General features: G+C 32.8%; 15 protein-coding genes. 8 read left to right on the top strand and 7 right to left on the bottom strand.

The genetic code is table 11. The annotated features are described in order from the left end of the window. Nucleotides 1–17: 17 nt before the first annotated feature. A complete protein-coding gene (locus JFV29_RS03475; protein ID WP_201181261.1) occupies nt 18–410 on the bottom strand; it encodes a hypothetical protein in 393 nt (130 codons plus the stop codon). A gap of 772 nt (nt 411–1,182) precedes the next feature. Between JFV29_RS03475 and JFV29_RS03470 the strand changes: the two genes are divergently transcribed. The 3 genes from JFV29_RS03470 to JFV29_RS03460 all read left to right on the top strand — a co-directional run bounded on the left by JFV29_RS03470 (nt 1,183) and on the right by JFV29_RS03460 (nt 6,003). Next, the gene (locus JFV29_RS03470) at nt 1,183–4,218 is read left to right on the top strand and encodes an efflux RND transporter permease subunit (RefSeq protein ID WP_201181260.1); all 3,036 of its coding nucleotides are present in this window, start codon (nt 1,183–1,185) and stop codon (nt 4,216–4,218) included. Nucleotides 4,219–4,676: 458 nt separating this feature from the next. Next, nucleotides 4,677–5,327, top strand: coding sequence for a DsbA family oxidoreductase (locus JFV29_RS03465; RefSeq protein WP_053345480.1), 651 nt, complete (start codon nt 4,677–4,679; stop codon nt 5,325–5,327). Nucleotides 5,328–5,400: 73 nt separating this feature from the next. Further along, on the top strand, nt 5,401–6,003 hold the full coding sequence (locus JFV29_RS03460) for a nitroreductase family protein (protein WP_056523889.1): 603 nt from the start codon (nt 5,401–5,403) through the stop codon (nt 6,001–6,003). A 421-nt stretch (nt 6,004–6,424) separates the two neighbouring features. Here JFV29_RS03460 and JFV29_RS03455 read toward each other — a convergent pair whose 3' ends face one another. Further along, on the bottom strand, nt 6,425–7,450 hold the full coding sequence (locus tag JFV29_RS03455; RefSeq protein ID WP_201183346.1) for a serine hydrolase domain-containing protein: 1,026 nt from the start codon (nt 7,448–7,450) through the stop codon (nt 6,425–6,427). A 567-nt stretch (nt 7,451–8,017) separates the two neighbouring features. Here JFV29_RS03455 and JFV29_RS03450 point away from each other — a divergent pair. From JFV29_RS03450 to JFV29_RS03440, 3 genes are read left to right on the top strand one after another with little or no spacing between them, the layout of a single operon-like run. Next, on the top strand, nt 8,018–8,464 hold the full coding sequence (locus tag JFV29_RS03450) for a flavodoxin domain-containing protein (RefSeq protein ID WP_342366493.1): 447 nt from the start codon (nt 8,018–8,020) through the stop codon (nt 8,462–8,464). A 13-nt stretch (nt 8,465–8,477) separates the two neighbouring features. After that, nucleotides 8,478–8,633 (top strand): Fur-regulated basic protein FbpA, encoded by a 156-nt coding sequence (locus JFV29_RS03445; protein ID WP_083450699.1) that lies wholly within the window; start codon nt 8,478–8,480, stop codon nt 8,631–8,633. A gap of 3 nt (nt 8,634–8,636) precedes the next feature. Next, on the top strand, nt 8,637–8,783 hold the full coding sequence (locus JFV29_RS03440) for an FbpB family small basic protein (RefSeq protein ID WP_152952254.1): 147 nt from the start codon (nt 8,637–8,639) through the stop codon (nt 8,781–8,783). Nucleotides 8,784–9,235: 452 nt separating this feature from the next. On the opposite strand, the gene JFV29_RS03435 is transcribed toward JFV29_RS03440, so the two are convergent. Both JFV29_RS03435 and hutG read right to left on the bottom strand, forming a co-directional pair. Next, nucleotides 9,236–9,547: a CotD family spore coat protein gene (locus JFV29_RS03435; protein ID WP_098177553.1), complete on the bottom strand. Its 312-nt coding sequence runs from the start codon at nt 9,545–9,547 to the stop codon at nt 9,236–9,238. Nucleotides 9,548–10,639: 1,092 nt separating this feature from the next. Continuing rightward, entirely contained in the window at nt 10,640–11,584 is a 945-nt protein-coding gene (hutG, locus tag JFV29_RS03430; protein WP_201181258.1) for a formimidoylglutamase, read from the bottom strand. 115 nt (nt 11,585–11,699) lie between these two features. Here hutG and JFV29_RS03425 point away from each other — a divergent pair, with 115 nt between their 5' ends. Beyond that, a complete protein-coding gene (locus JFV29_RS03425; RefSeq protein WP_201181257.1) occupies nt 11,700–12,599 on the top strand; it encodes a LysR family transcriptional regulator in 900 nt (299 codons plus the stop codon). 298 nt (nt 12,600–12,897) lie between these two features. Here JFV29_RS03425 and JFV29_RS03420 read toward each other — a convergent pair whose 3' ends face one another. From JFV29_RS03420 to JFV29_RS30900, 3 genes are all read right to left on the bottom strand, one after another. Continuing rightward, nucleotides 12,898–13,536 (bottom strand): hypothetical protein, encoded by a 639-nt coding sequence (locus JFV29_RS03420; protein WP_201181256.1) that lies wholly within the window; start codon nt 13,534–13,536, stop codon nt 12,898–12,900. Between the two features lie 495 nt (nt 13,537–14,031). Continuing rightward, nucleotides 14,032–14,250: a hypothetical protein gene (locus tag JFV29_RS03415; protein WP_201181255.1), complete on the bottom strand. Its 219-nt coding sequence runs from the start codon at nt 14,248–14,250 to the stop codon at nt 14,032–14,034. 134 nt (nt 14,251–14,384) lie between these two features. Beyond that, complete coding sequence (locus JFV29_RS30900) at nt 14,385–14,507, bottom strand: hypothetical protein (protein WP_274606899.1); 123 nt, start codon at nt 14,505–14,507, stop codon at nt 14,385–14,387. Between the two features lie 474 nt (nt 14,508–14,981). Here JFV29_RS30900 and JFV29_RS03410 point away from each other — a divergent pair, with 474 nt between their 5' ends. Continuing rightward, on the top strand, nt 14,982–15,836 hold the full coding sequence (locus JFV29_RS03410; protein WP_201181253.1) for a hypothetical protein: 855 nt from the start codon (nt 14,982–14,984) through the stop codon (nt 15,834–15,836). Nucleotides 15,837–15,880: the final 44 nt, after the last annotated feature.

The raw sequence follows: 15,880 nt of genomic DNA, 5'->3' as shown, positions 1-15,880 counted from the left end.
CCTTCTTGGCTGTTACTTTATTTTTTAAATAAGCTCAATGTTGCCACATTTAGCTCTTGTTCGATGTCTTTTAATTTGGAAATTGCATTTTGTATATCGTCTTCATTCAATTCTGTTAGGGTTTCATTATCAATTCTCCATAATAAATTATTCAAACAATCTAAAATTTCCTTGAATGATTTTATTAATAACCCATGTTCCCCATCCAAAATATATGGGGGAACAATAGTCTCTAGAGATTGGACACTACACTGTCCTACACTAATCGCATTTTTTAAATCTATACAGTACTGGTCATAATCAGAAATTATTCCATCAATATAAGTAGGATGTACCATATTAGAGATATAAACTAAATTTCCTCCCACCAATTGTAGAGTTTGCCCGTATTTCTTTAAATTTCTTCTCATATAATTTCCTCCTGATAACCAAAACACATTGGGCTTTTATCTTTGATAATGTATGCGATGGAAATAAAATGGTTCAAATAAAAGTAAGGGTTCATTTGTATAAAATAATGATAAAAACTCTTCTCATTTGTGAGGGCTATTTATGCTAATGTTCCCCTGTAAAAATGGGGATTTTCCCCCTACAGCATGTTAATACCTTTCACCACTGTTTGAAACATGGATGGGGAGTTTTCAAGGAATCGCGACAAAGTATTCGGATAACTGCTCCTATTGATACCGTTGGCCCAAATTGGGTAAGAACTTGGTTTTCATCAGTTAGCTAATGCAAATTCAATGGGGTATGTTCGTTGATGCGATAAATAAATAATATTGGGCACTGGTTTAGATACATTTAAGAAAATAATGAATATTGGATGTATACGATAGGTGGCAAATGAAGTATTAATTCATTTGAACGAAGCTAAAGAACATTGGGAAAAAAGTAGTTTTTGAGACAATTCTTATTCAGTTAACGGGTAGCGTAATTAAATAAGGAACACGAAAATTATCAATCTTTTTTATTAAAGAATATTCGATTAAATATTATAAGAGCGAGGTTTTGAACAATCATTTTTCAAAACACGCTCTTTTCTTTGTTCGTTTATTAAGGGAGCATTAATTTAAAATAAATTTTATTTCAAAACTAAAAATTTTACTCACTTACATTAGTAATATATGGTATTATTTAAAATGGTATTATTTTCTAAAATATGCAATCTGGGGTGAAATTTACATGGAGTTTTTTACTAAGTGGTCGTTTAAGAACAAGGCAGCTGTTTCATTAGTAACCATTTTTATTTTGTTGATAGGAGTTGTTAGTTATTTTAAACTGCCTATGGAATTTTTACCATCTGCTGATAATCCACAGGTTACGATTGTCACAATGGGGCAGGGCACTGATTCGAAAACGATGGAAACGCAAGTTACAGATCCGATAGAAAGGGCTGTTACAGGAGTAAAAGGAAAGAGTTCAGTATACTCCACTACTGGAGATGGATTTTCAAAAGTAGATCTATTCTTTGAATCGGGATCTGATATGAAACAAGCAAAACTTGATGTTCAAGAGGCTTTAGACAATGTAACATTGCCTCAAAATATTGCAAAGCCTACTGTTACACAGCTTAATACCTCAATGATTCCTATTTCATTTATTGCTGTGACTTTTAAGGAAGGATTAACAGCTGAAAATCTAGACTTTGCTAAGAAAGAATTAGAGCCTCTATATAAAGATATTAAAGGAGTTTCAGATGTACAGACATTTGGAGTTTCTCAATCTGTTCTTTCAGTTAAAGTGGATAATAAACAATTGGCTAAAAAGAAAGTCTCCATTCAAGATGTAATGAGCGTCCTTAACGGTCAGAATACAGCTCTAGCCGTTGGCGAGAAGGTGATTGATGGGAAGACAAGTAATATTAAGGTTATCGGTGATTTAACGAGTATTGAAAAATTAAAAGCGCTAAAGGTCACTTCAAAGGTCACGCTAGGAGAGATAGCAAAAGTTGACGAAGCGAAGAATGGTAACCTTATTAGTCGTTTTAACGGAAAAGAAAGCATTGATATAAGCATTATTAAGGACAGCCAATCAAATGCTGTCACAATCAGTAAAGAAGTTGAAAAAGTATCAAAAGAAATTAATGAAAAGTATCCTGACCAGAAATCAACTATCTATTTATCTACAGCTGATATGGTGGAGACTTCTGTTCAGACGATGGTTAAAGAAGTTCTACTTGGTGCACTATTCGCCACTATTGTGATTATGGTCTTTTTACGAAATGTGCGGTCTACATTTATTACAATCGTATCCATACCATTATCTCTTGGCTTCACGTTATTTTTGCTGTCATTGTCAGGAGTGACGTTAAATATATTGACGCTAGGCGGTGTCGCTGTAGCGATTGGTCGCTTGGTGGACGATAGTATTGTTGTTATTGAAAATATTTTCCGGAAAATGCAACAAGAGAAGATTTCAATCCAATTGGTGATGGATGCAACAAAAGAAGTAGGAGTGGCGATAACAGCTTCAACACTTACTACTGTAGCCGTCTTCTTGCCAGTAGCTTTATTGAACGGAGGGCTTCAAGAATTTCTACTACCTTTTGCTTTAACGGTCACTTATTCTTTGCTAGCTTCTTTAATTGTAGCATTAACTGTTGTTCCGTTAATGAGTGCAGGATTGCTGAAGAAAGCGAAGTTGCCAAAACATCGACCAGCTAAGCGTTTTACTAAGTTGGTTACTTGGTCATTAAACCATAAATGGATGGTCTTGATTGTTGCATTGCTGTTGTTTGTCGGTTCAATTGGTACATATTTTGCTATGCCAAAAGGAGCAATTGATAATTCTTCAGCTGACTATGTCTCCGTGACGTTAACTTATCCAAATGATCAGCCCTTTGATAAAGTAAAAGAAAAAGCGATTGAACTCGAAGAAACGATTCAAGATATGAGTGAAGTGGATAATGTGTTCATGCAATTAGGAAACTCTGCCGAAGCGGCTCAATATGGCGCTGTCACATCACCTACAGAAGCGACTTTTGGTATCTTAGTGAAGGATAAAGCAAACATAGATACAATCTTGGGGGAAATCGAAAAGCAAAAAGAAAACTATCCTGATGCGAAGCTAACTGCCACCGCTTCTTCATTTATGATGGGGGCATCAAAGACGAACATTACGATAGATGTGATTGGCAGTAATGTTGAAGATTTGGAATCGACAGCCAATAAGATCAAACAAAATATTCAAGATATTAAAGGAATTGAAGATGTTACAACGAACCAAGACGAAAAGAAAACCATTTATTCATTCAAGGTAGATCCGGCTAAAGGCAACACAGAACAAATAGGGCAACAACTTGGTATCATGCTTAATAGAACCCCAATCGGCAATATTACCTTGGAGGATAAGCAGACACCTGTAGTCCTTGAACCAATCTTAGATCCTAAAAAACCAAAGGATTTAAAGAATATTCCTATTATGACAGATGGTGGTTTAGTCCCGGTGTCAAAAGTTGCTTCTTTAAAGAGTGAAGAGAGTGCAACTACCCAGTTCCATAAAGATGGAGAAACGTATCTTCAATTAACTGCAACCGTAGATCCGGCTAAGCTTTCTGATATTGCAAGCAAAATAAATCTTGAGATTTTTGGAGACAAGGAGAACAAAGGCCTTGCTATTCCGAAAGATGTAGATATATATGTTGGAGGAGCTAGCGCTCAGCAAACAGATGATTTTACTGATTTGTTCCTTACCATGTTAATATCTATAGGCATTGTCTTTCTAATCATGGTTATAACATTTAAATCAATTAAAGCACCGGTCGCGATTTTATTTTCATTGCCGTTCGCTGCTATTGGAGCAGTGTTAGGATTGGTTATCAGTCGAATTCCAGTGGATATTACAGCACTGTTGGGTGCGCTTATGTTAATTGGAATTGTGGTGACAAACGCGATTGTGCTTCTGGATCGAGTCAAACAAAACGAACAAAAAATGATTATTCGTGATGCAATTATTGAAGCAACGACTACAAGATTCCGTCCGATTATTATGACGGCTGTAGCAACCATTTGTGCAATGCTGCCTCTTTTATATAAAAAGGCAGAAACAGGAAGTCTGGTTTCACAAAGCTTAGCCATCGTTGTCATTGGCGGGCTAGCTGTTTCTACACTGCTCACACTTATCGTCATTCCATGTATATACGAATTGCTACACTATAAAAAATCGAAAAAACAGAGAAAGAAAAAGAGAGAACCCGTTAACGAACACATCGAGATGTAAGGAAGCTTAATAAAAAAGTTTGTAGAGAAAGCGACGCTTTCTTTACAAACTTTTTTTTCTGTAAAATGGATATAAAACTTACAGTTACAAGAGCCAGTCAAAGAATAGGGAAGATGGCCTTTAGATTCTTTGCCTGTTTTTCCTGTAGTCCTTTAGATTCAGCGTAGATATATATCAAAATGCATATAATCATCTCATGCTTTTTAAATTTTATTTAAAAAATAGTTGACTTCCGTTCAACCTGTAACTAAAATAGTTACAGCAGAGGTGATAAATAAAACAACCGCAAGAATCAATGGAACAAGTAGTTACATCACTACTAAATCAAATAATGCTGCACAGTGAATGTGTAGTTAATCAATTGCATTCTATATTGTAGAGAAAGCATATTTTTTTACCTTTATTGTAACTAATTAAGTTACAAGTGGAAACTATTGATAAAAAGAGAGGAATATAATATGACTGTAAAAATTAAAGCTTATTCTGATTTCATATGTCCATTTTGTTTTTTAGGAAAAGGTCCTTTAGATGAAATCGTAAAGGAAAAAGATGTAGAAGTAGAATGGATGCCATTTGAATTGCGTCCGAGTCCATATTCCAAAATTGATCCATGGCAAGAGCCTGAAAAATTGAATTCATGGGATTCTTATATTCTTCCTACTGCGAAAAAGCTCGGAGTCGATATGCGTTTACCACGTGTTTCTCCACATCCATATACACATTTGGCTTTTGAAGGGTGTCAGTTTGCAAAGGAGCATGGAAAAGGGAATGAGTTCCACAGCAGAGTGTTTACGGCATTTTTTCAAGAGGAACAAAATATTGAAGATATTGAAGTATTAACAAAATTAGCAGGTGAAGTTGAACTGCCTGAGGATGCTTTTAGAGAAGCGTTAGTGTCACGTAAGTATCGCGAAGTGCATCAAGAAGCTCTAAAGCATGCTTACGAAGAAGCTAACATTATGGCTGTTCCAACGTTTATTATTGGTGATGAAGTTATTCAAGGACTAGCTAGCAAAGAAAGGTTAGCACAAGCCATTGAGAACGAAGCAGAAAAAAATAAACAAAATGAATTTGATGGCTTGCAATGTGATATGAAGGGAAATTGCTAATAACGGTTTAAACTATTAGAAAAAATCTATGAATATATAATTTTAAAATTAAACATAATTTGGAGGAATCAAAATGTCAGTAACTAAAACAAATTTAAAAGACGCAATCATCAATCGTCGTTCCATTCGAAAGGTGAAAAAGAACGAAAATATTACGAAAGAAAGAATCAATGAAGTATTAAAAACCGCTATACATGCACCATCTTCATTTAATATGCAAAGTGGACGTATAGTGGTAGTGATGAATGACGAGCATGAAAAGTTTTGGGATATTGTTAAAGAAACACTTCGTTCTCGTGTTCCAGAAGAGAACTTTGGAGCGACTGTAGAACGATTACAAGGATTTCGTGATGGAGTAGGTACAATTCTATTCTTTGAAAACCAAGAAACAATAGAGCAAATGCAAGATAAAGCACCATCATATAAAGAACAATTTCCATATTGGTCCCATCAAGGAAGTGCAATGTTGCAGTATGCAATATGGATGTCTTTATCAGCAGAAGGTATTGGGGCATCTTTACAACACTATAATCCAATTATTGATGAAGAAGTAAAGAAAACTTGGGATATTCCAGGAAAATGGAGTTTAGTAGCCCAAATGCCATTTGGTGAGCCGAATGAACAACCGGGAGAAAAAACCTTCTTACCTTTCGAAGATGTTGTGAAATTTTATTAATACAAGCAAGTATATGAAGAAAAAAACATGTCAAATTTACAATTTGAAGTCTTTACAGAATCTACGTCAGCATATCAAGCAGATTTTGGTACATGTTTAGGAACTTCAAAATAAGAAAATAGTGAAATTTAATCAATATGTGGATAGTCATGTTTTTCAAAAGGCTATTACAGTCTAAAAATATCAAGTTTCTTAATTTAACATTCCAACCATTAAATAAAAAGAGCCTGTTTACTTTTAACGTAGTAAAAACTGGCTCTTTTTTTGTCGGCATTTGCTAAGCTGGATAGTAAATTAGTATTGAATTTTAAGAACTGGTGATCTATCAGCTGAAGAAAGGCATCTCATAATTAAATTAATAGTAAACAGACCACCATTTAAATTTTAGATGGTGGTCTGTGCTTATCATTGATAAGAGTTATTATCCAAATTTTATATAGTTAGTTTCAATTGTCTGAGATATATCGTATGGCCCCTCATCTTTATTTGAAGGTATGACCGTTGTAATTCCAGACTGCGGATAATAAGAAGAGTTAAAACTGACACCTGGGTCATAACCCATGACATGATATTTACAAATTGTATTATCCTTCTTACTTATCCAAATCCCGTATCCATAATATTCTTCGTCCTCCTCACAAATGTGAGGGGTCAAAAGTAGATGGGTTGTCTCTTCATTTAAAAGTTTATAGCTAAGTAGAGCTTCCCAAAACTTCATCATATCAGGAGCCGTAATAAATGCTCCTCCATCTGCCCCACCTTGAATTGGGACGGCATAATTATTGGTTTTCCATGTTCCAGCGTCCTCTAAATCTATATAACCAATTGCGGTATTTTTAGGTAGTCTATCTAAAGAGAAATAACCAGAATCATGCATATCACACTTTGTAAAAAGATTCGTTTCTATATATTTAGTAAAACTTATACCTGTTTGTTGCTCAATAATTAGTCCTAATAGAATATAGCCAGCATTATTATAATGAAACCTTTCTCCAGGAGTAAACATCATCTTATTATTTTGAAACATAGGTAAAAAATCAGATAAACTTGTTAGTAGGTACATCGGTTTATCTTTCCAAAGGTCTTCAAAATTCTCCATTACAGCTTCATCAAAATAATCAGGTATCCCTGAACTATGTGTTAGAAGGTGGTGGATCGTTATATCTTCATCGAAATTTGGAAAATTAAGGTCTAAACAATCTTTAAGCCTTGTTTCGAAAGCAATATCTCCTTTTTCTACTAACTGACAAATCGCTACCGCTGTAAACAATTTGCACCCAGAAGCGATTCCAAACTTAGTGCTAATTTTATTTTTTATTTCATCAGCTCTGTTAGAAAAACCAAAGGCAGCCTCATAAACGCAATTATTTTTATTATTTATTAAAATAACACCAGAAAAGTCTATCTTACTTGTTAAATCTACTATATCTTTATTTATATTTATCATAAAAACACATCCTATATCTGATTTACCAATCTTTTTTACTGAGTAATTATTAGCTACTATTTTAATTAACTGTTCCAGGACTCCTAATAATTTTATCACATTATTTTTATCAAATGGAATTATTTACTAAATTAATGAGATATCCTAGCGATTTAACTAATACTAATAAAGGAGGGTTTATTGAAAAGTTCAAGTGAAAATCTACTAGGATTGCTTGAGGTGGTTGAGTCTGTGTTGCACCATGATAGTTGAAGCCAGACATATTTTTAGTTGTTATCGTTGTTAACCTATTGTCCATTGATGATACTTTAGCAAAGAACCTTGAAGATCATGGAGTGTTATGTCTTCCTTTTTTTGTTGTAGAAATATAATTTCAGTTTTGATGTTCTTTCTGCATAGAATTAGTTTGGAGATAAATAATTGACAATGAGAATCATTTTCATTTATATTAAGTGTATACTGAAAGTGATTCTCAATTAGGTTGGTGATATAGATGAAGGTATTCATTGGCTACGTAAGTTTATCAGATAATACCGAGAAAATGGCTGTAATCATAAAGTTTATAGAATGAAGGCTGCAGGCTGTAAGGTATATATGGAAAGATTGGATACGGTAGAAGTAGATACCTTAAAGGATCTTGATTTGGCCTTTATTGGATTATATACATGGAATAAAGAAGATTTGCCATATGAAGCAAACGAATTTTATGAAGAAATAGAACAAGTAGATTTTCAAGGAGTAAAAGTCTCATTTTTTGGTGCCGGCGACTTGACCCATACAAAACCTTGTGCCGCAATAAATATTCTTTCCGATAAAATGAAGGAATATGGTTTTCATGTATTTGAGAAAATATTAAAAATTCATCAAGAAAGCTCTACATATGATCAACTAAAGAAATGCGAAGATTTTGCAGTTTATGCTCTTATATGGGGAAACAAGAGGAAAAAATGGCGATTTCTCTCGTGGAATCGGGTGCTAAGAATCCCGAAATGCCAAAAGTCTGCATATTTGTAAAGGAGGCCGCTTGATGAATACGCAATTAAGTATAAAAGGAGAAGTAAAAAAAGATCAGCTTATACAAGAACTTCTGAAATTTGGGATATTTAAAAAATATAATAAACAACTATATGAACTTCCAATTGTTGTCCTCCAAAAAGAATTCAATCACTTAAGAGGTGAATAAAAAATGTCTAGAAAAAGGAAATCTTTTAATGAACTACTCAAAGAAAACCGCGAACATTTGTTGCATGACAAAAGTGAGTTGGAACGAATTTTTACAAAAATAGATCAAAAAGCGATTGTTGAGTTAAAAAAAGATCAAGTACAATCATAATAGACAATGACTTAAACATCGTTTGATAAATAGTTAAACAGTTTATAAAAATGATGAACCGAAATCAAAATGTGATTTCGGTTTTTTTACTTATCGTGCATTTTTTCATGAATCCTAATACATATACCAACTACTCGATAAATCTCCGGAAAAAATCCTCTATAAATTATTTAAGGGCTAACTGAGTATGTCGTTTAGGATCTTTTTTAACTACGTATCAGTTACGTCGTTAAATCAAAAAATCATTGTTTAAGCCTATCTCTTTATAGAAAGCGTTCCTCTCCTACGAGCACAAAGGGTGACTTCATCCTTGCATATGTAAAAAGAATTGCAAAGTTAAAAGAGTATAAAAATGTGTAAGTGGTTGTTAAATTTGAAGATGAATAGAGAATAAAAACTGTGAGAAAAGAATGAGAAAACTAATAAAAAACCCCAAATAGGGGTTTATATAGTTAATATCTGAATGGTCTTCGCGGACAACAAGGAGGTTGTGGCACTCCACCAACAAACCTTTGAGTGTAACACTCATTCACTACAGATACATTATTTGGAGAATGATGTATATACTTTTTCACATGTCTATTAACGATTGTAGTATGTGTCGGATGAACAACAGGTATTACTGTGTTCGTGACATTGGTTTTAACAAATTGTTTTGTGGGTGAAATTTGAGGTGGACTATGCTGAATAGGAAAAGTTTGTGGCGGACAATATTGTGGTGGACATTGACCATTGTGTGCATTAGCCCATGTTCTATTATACATTTCAAAACCTCCGATTCTTATTTTATAAGTCATTGATAGTTTATGAAATGCAATAATAAATGGACTAGTATAAATGCCTCATTTCAAAACAATAACATCGAAAAGGTTAACTTTGAAAATTATCAAAAATATATAATTTTCATCTTGGTAATATTACTCAGTACGGCTAAAGCATAATAAAAATAACTATTCCGGATAAGAAATAGTTACAAAAGTTAATCGGGGTCTAAGGGAAATGTAAAAGAAAATTCTATCTATTGTCAGTATAAGTAGTGATCCAAAGGCGGTTCCAATGAACACGATAGACCAACTAACATCTATACTTTTTCAAAAAGCAGCCGTTTTGCATCTTTGGTTCTAGAAACAGAGAACATGTACATCCACAGCTGTTTATTATGTGCCTAAAATGGAAGGGGTTATCGATGGAAGAGACGTAATTATAAGAGGGTGAATTTGTGTAGGATTATCAAATCTAGTCTTTTAAGTTTAATCCCCCTATAAGCGCAATGACATACGGAAAGCTATTTATTAGGCTAGCATTTAATTTGAATAGTGCCCTACTAAAACAGTAGACTAAGTTTCGAAACAAGTTTACGAATATGTAGAGCAAGATGCTGATATGGACACCTGGCCCCTTTTAATTTTTAGGTAATGTATGTAGGTTAAGGTGACCGATTTCTTGATTAATTTGTGGAGGGAACCAAAGAGGCAGTAATACTGTTACAGGTTTAAGCGATAATATACATCTTGCCTAAATTTTTCATGAGCAATCTAAAGGCTGTGGAATGGCTTTGAGCGAGTGATTAGCTCTGTCTTCATTAGCAAGCTTTACCCTATCCGTGTTGATGTGGTCACTCTACATTAATCAAACCCCACAGGAAGTCATTGATCGACTTCTAGTGAGGTTAGAATCGTTTGTTTAGCTTAAAAAACAAAAATTATGAAAAAATTATCATTTAAATATATTTATACTGATAATTGGCATAGCAAAAACATAAATTAGAAACGCACCTACTATAGGAACGATTAAGAACGCTTTACTTGAAGGCCAATATTTAGCAGAGATTGATCTCGATCTCGATGGTCATATTATTATTTCTTGTCTACGCACATGAATACTTCATTTATTAGGTTAGCAGCTAGTTTTACCGTGCGATTATCATAATCTAATGATGGATTTACTTCACAGATATCAAATGAAATAGTTTTCTTATGTGAAGTAATTTTGCGAATTAATTCTCTAACTATTTTTCCAGAGAGACCAAATGAGGAAGGTGCACTAACACCTGGTGCTTCAGAAGCGTTTATAACATCCATACAAAGTGTTAATATAATACAATCATTTTGATTTATAAAATTTTGAATTTTCTCTTCATTTTCATTGGAAATCTCATTTACTAATTCTTCTTCATAAATCCAGGAACAATTAAGTGAGGTAGCGGTGTTAAATAATTTTTTTGTGTTTCCATAACGTTGAATACCAATAGGTAAATAACTTGCTTGACTATCATTGTCCAATATTTGTTTAAACATTGTTCCAGAAGAAGTCATTTGGTCATAAGAACGTAAGTCAAAATGAGCATCGATGTTAAGGATCCCTATTTTAACATTTGGTCCAACATGCGACCTTACTCCTAGATAATGTCCATAAAAGGTTTCATGTCCGCCTCCCAAAATAACAGGAAACATATTTTTAGTTAATATTTTCTCAACGTGACTTCCTAATTCAGCTTGAGCTGCTTCTAACTGTTGATTTTCACAAATGATATTTCCAAAATCAACTAGACTATCTGTTGATTGGCCGTGCCAAGATAAAGAAGATAAGGATTTACGTATTTCATTTGGAGCTTCTTTGCTTCCAAGTCTTCCTTTATTCCTGCGCACGCCTTCATCACAAGAGAATCCTATTATCCCGCATGAATCATTTGTTAATGTTCTTGAATGATCACTAACTATTTGATGAATTCTAAATTCATCTTTATCTATTAAACTATCTGTTCTGCCTTTCCATAAATCCATATTTGGTACTTCATACATTTATTATCCCACCCTAGAAATTATTTATTTATTAGAGTATATCTGCTATTATTTATAATATCCAATACGTATTTTCAATATATTAATATAAAAAAACTATAAGTGGGGTGCATTTTTGGATATTAGGCAACTAACTTATTTCATTTCTGTAGTAGAAAATAAGAGTTTTTCAAAAGCAGCAAAAAAATTGCACCTTTCTCAACCCTCGTTAAGCAATGCAATTACAAAATTAGAACATAATATTGGATTTCCTTTACTTGAACGGTCTACTCGTTCTGTTCGACTATCAGATTCAGGAGAATTATTCTATCAAAGGGCAATTGAAATATTAAAAAAATTCCAACAATTTGAAATAGAATCGGCAGAAATACAACAAATTGGAAATAAGCAGCTGTCTATCGGAATTATTGAATCAACAAAACATTGGATATCTCAGGTAATTAGAGATTACAATAAACATCAATCAATAACTCATTATCAATTAGACGAAATATTAAGTAAAGAAAATGTAATTAACGCATTACTAAATTATAAAAATCATCTTGTTTTAACAAATCAAGAAATTACTCACCAAGAATTAAATGTACAAAAATTATATTCTGAAAAATTATGTTTAATTGCAAATGTTAATCATGCACTGTTCAAGATACCGAATATTTCATTATCGGATATTCAGCCATACCCTTTTATTATATGTTCAGATGGATTTGAAACGAGGAATAACATTTTCAAAGCCTTTGAGGCCGAAAATCTTTCTCTAGATGTACAATTTTCCGTCGAACGCTTTGAAACAATTTGTGAACTAATTTCAAATGACTTAGGCATCAGTATCTTACCTGAACGATATTGTGAAAGTATAAATGATTCTAGATTGCATTTTGAATATTTGGATTCTTCATATTTTAACCGTACTGTGTATCTAGTTACATGTAAGAATCGTTTTGTTGCTCCACATGTTAACTTATTTATTAAACATATTTTTGATTTTCACAATCTCGAAGTCCCAATAGAGTAAAGCCTATTGGGGCTTTTTTGTCGTAAGAAAGCTATAATCCGAGGGTCCCATATGAAGTTCACATAATAGGGGTGGAGGATTAAGCACCTATAGAAGTATCTCGTTTGTAAAATGTTATTCCTGAAAAGTATGATTATTATCCCCAGTGATCTTGAAAAACACCAGTTTTTTCATGTTTCTTTATATCACGAAACAATAATCCGAAGGGGGTAACTGGGATTTTTCGTATGTTGTCTCTAACAGCCCAAAATTAAAAGAGTAGCAATTGCTACTCTTTTAATTTTTAACCAGTCCTATTTTAATTTAATTCTAATTGAATTGTAGTAACAATATTAGCATCATCGATCCATAAATAAACATTCTTACATTTGTGCGTGAAATATCTAATCGCAAAAGTATCTTTTAAAGAATCTTCAAAAGTCCAACTGGATAAGGCAAGAGAAATTATAGGACCCTGTGATGTGTTTTTTAAACAATCTAACACCTCGTCGAACTCCATATCTTCGTATTTCTCTATAAATTCAGATAATATCTTGTATGATTTTTGAGGTCTCCATTCATATTGTGTGTTGTTAATTGTCCCATATAGATTTTTTATTATTGGATTTAAATTATTCAATCTGATCAAAGAGAGAGATTCTTGATTCGGCTTACTTAACATTATTTCTGATGGTAATTCATTTTCTAATACAATTTTCGTGTTGTCAAAATGCATAATAATTTCTTCGATTACTTGATTATCAATTCTATTATCGACAAATAACGAAGTAACACTCTTATCATCTTGAGAACCCAACAATAAAAAGAATTGAGTTAATAGTGAATATTTTTTTTGGATATTTGATTCGGGAATACATTCCCTGATCTTGAAATCCAAAAGACTGTTTGTATTGTCTTCAAACTGATTATTTGCTTCAAAAGGTTTCAACCATTCCAATATAGAAAACCACCTAGTATGTTTTTATTTTACCTCAAAATAACTATAACCATTTGCAATTGCTGAATAATGACCATTTTTTACTGTCATGAACGTTCCATCTAGTTTTGCACGATATTTTCCAGCAGACAATCTGTCAGATGATATTGTTTAGTAGCTTCCAATAAGGTCAATTATGTTAATTAGAGTTGCAAACGTTATTCAGAGTAGATTTATTCTATTCGAATATTAAAGAATCCCCAATATTATATTGTTTTTCATCAATAATTTTATCTTTTTTGTAAAAAATAACCTTGACCTCTTTTTCTTCAAAAGCTTTTATGATGGTATCTTCCGTTATCCCCTTAGAATAGAATATAAATTCGCTCTTGTATATATCAGAATTATCACTTTCTTTTTCGGAGGAATTCCCGAACCAATATCTCTGCTGATTATCAATTGTATTAATTACTTTCTTAAAGTCTGGTATATTTACTCTCTTCTTACTAGAACCATCTATCTGGAAGGTAAGAGAAAATTTTCTAAAGTCATCCTTTTTTTAGGGTCTTTAAGGTAATTCACCTGTACTTCTTTAAATTCATCATCCGTTAATTTATCTATTTGAACATTCAAATTTACATTTTCCTCTTTACTAGTACTTTTATTACTACAAGCCCCCATAATAGCAATAATTAAGATTAATAAAATATTTTTAATAAATAAAGTTTTTTTCATGTGATATCTCCTCTTAATTTATTTTTAACCATTATAAATAATCTAATGAACTGTTTCCCTTTTAAAGGGATTGTAAATGGGGCGAATTGTTAAAATGTCTGTGTCTTAACTTTCCTCTTTAGAAGGTACTAATTTTAAAGCTTTTGTATTATCAAGGACACCATATCCATATTCATGAGGATTCCCAATTTTTCTGTTGCACCTGCAACATATGGTGTCGCCACAGAAGTTCCGTTTATATATATAATGATTGTCAATATACGTACTATAAACATTTTCACCTGGAGCCACTATATCCAACTCTCTACAGTATGCTTCTTGATAAAGTAGGATCAGCTGACAATAAATTAAGGCTAGCTCGGTGGAATGACGCGGTTCAGATCATTTAATAATCTATACAATTAGCATATGTCAATGCCACATATGTTAATTGTATAAAGAGTAATCGAAATGATAATTAAGGAGTATCGAAATGTATCCTTCCAGCTTGTCTTCCCCGGTAAGTGATGGAATAGGCTACCCGTTTATTTTGATTGGTGTTGTTTTCATAGTTTTTCGATTCATTCCATCTTATTAATACATTTAGGACTAAAGCTGATTCACTAAACGTGATTAGACCCTAATTGTTAAATTATATTTTTAACATCTTTATGGATGTTTTTCCAAATATTTAAAGCTATTCAAATCATTGTTTCCAGAAATAATAAGAAAAAACACAATGGAGAAATCAAATGAAAAACAAAAAAATTTATCAAGTATTTATCGTTACTTTTTTATTTGTGTTAATGATTAATCACACTGTTTATGCAATTGAATGGGAAGATGAAGATGTACCTATAAGCTTTAAAATTGAGATGTTGCCTTGGGAGATTGTAAATAACATTATTCCTAATAAAACAAATTTCACCATTATAGATATTGAAACTGGTTTATCATTTAAAGTACAACGAAGAGCAGGTAGCCATCATGCTGATGTACAGCCACTAACCAAGGAAGATACTCAAATCATGAAGAAAATTTATAATAATAAATGGAGTTGGAATAGAAGAGCTATTATTGTATTAATCAATAATCAAATGATTGCTGCATCTATGCATGGAATGCCACATGGCGCTGGTGCTCTTCAAAATGGTTTTTCAGGTCACTTCTGTGTTCATTTCTCTGGAAGTATAACGCATCGTTTGAAAAACGAAGATCTTTCTCATAAATTAATGGTATTGAAAGCGGCTGGTAAGCTTGACGATTATATAGAAACGGTAAGTCCCTATGAACTTATTCGTATTTTTACCATTTCCATTAATCAAGGAAATCAGAAATTATTAGCACTGACCTTATCAAATCCGAGTCATCTTAATCGTGTCAATAAACTTATTGAAGATATTACATATTTTGGTGTGGTTGACCCTTTAAGACAACCACCTGAGCAACTAAATGGGGTATTTCTCGTGGATGTACCCGTTCAAGTAGCTATCTATAAGAAGAGAGAGGGCAAAGAAAAAAAGGTTATGCATTTTATGATCCGAAGGGACAGTTTGACTGATCGTTGGTTTATTGATCAAGATTCGCTCTATGAAGACTTAAAATAGGATATGTAAAATGAGGAATACATGAAATGATAAATTCCAACCCA

The sequence above is a fragment of the Peribacillus sp. TH16 genome, from assembly GCF_016651095.1.
Taxonomy (GTDB): domain Bacteria; phylum Bacillota; class Bacilli; order Bacillales; family DSM-1321; genus Peribacillus; species Peribacillus butanolivorans.
Note: the sequence above shows the minus strand (reverse complement) of the source record. Positions and strands in the feature narration are given on the sequence as shown.

Bases quoted from the DNA above. Each gene is read 5' to 3' on its own strand.
- hutG (WP_201181258.1), bottom strand. From the start codon at position 11,584: ATGTATGAAGTACCAAATATGGATTTATGGAAAGGCAGAACAGATAGT.
- JFV29_RS03440 (WP_152952254.1), top strand. From the start codon at position 8,637: ATGTCTAGAAAAAGGAAATCTTTTAATGAACTACTCAAAGAAAACCGC.
- JFV29_RS03450 (WP_342366493.1), top strand. From the start codon at position 8,018: ATGAAGGCTGCAGGCTGTAAGGTATATATGGAAAGATTGGATACGGTA.
- JFV29_RS03455 (WP_201183346.1), bottom strand. From the start codon at position 7,450: ATGATAAATATAAATAAAGATATAGTAGATTTAACAAGTAAGATAGAC.
- JFV29_RS03465 (WP_053345480.1), top strand. From the start codon at position 4,677: ATGACTGTAAAAATTAAAGCTTATTCTGATTTCATATGTCCATTTTGT.
- JFV29_RS03475 (WP_201181261.1), bottom strand. From the start codon at position 410: ATGAGAAGAAATTTAAAGAAATACGGGCAAACTCTACAATTGGTGGGA.
- JFV29_RS03470 (WP_201181260.1), top strand. From the start codon at position 1,183: ATGGAGTTTTTTACTAAGTGGTCGTTTAAGAACAAGGCAGCTGTTTCA.
- JFV29_RS03460 (WP_056523889.1), top strand. From the start codon at position 5,401: ATGTCAGTAACTAAAACAAATTTAAAAGACGCAATCATCAATCGTCGT.
- JFV29_RS03435 (WP_098177553.1), bottom strand. From the start codon at position 9,547: ATGTATAATAGAACATGGGCTAATGCACACAATGGTCAATGTCCACCA.
- JFV29_RS03415 (WP_201181255.1), bottom strand. From the start codon at position 14,250: ATGAAAAAAACTTTATTTATTAAAAATATTTTATTAATCTTAATTATT.
- JFV29_RS03410 (WP_201181253.1), top strand. From the start codon at position 14,982: ATGAAAAACAAAAAAATTTATCAAGTATTTATCGTTACTTTTTTATTT.
- JFV29_RS03445 (WP_083450699.1), top strand. From the start codon at position 8,478: ATGAATACGCAATTAAGTATAAAAGGAGAAGTAAAAAAAGATCAGCTT.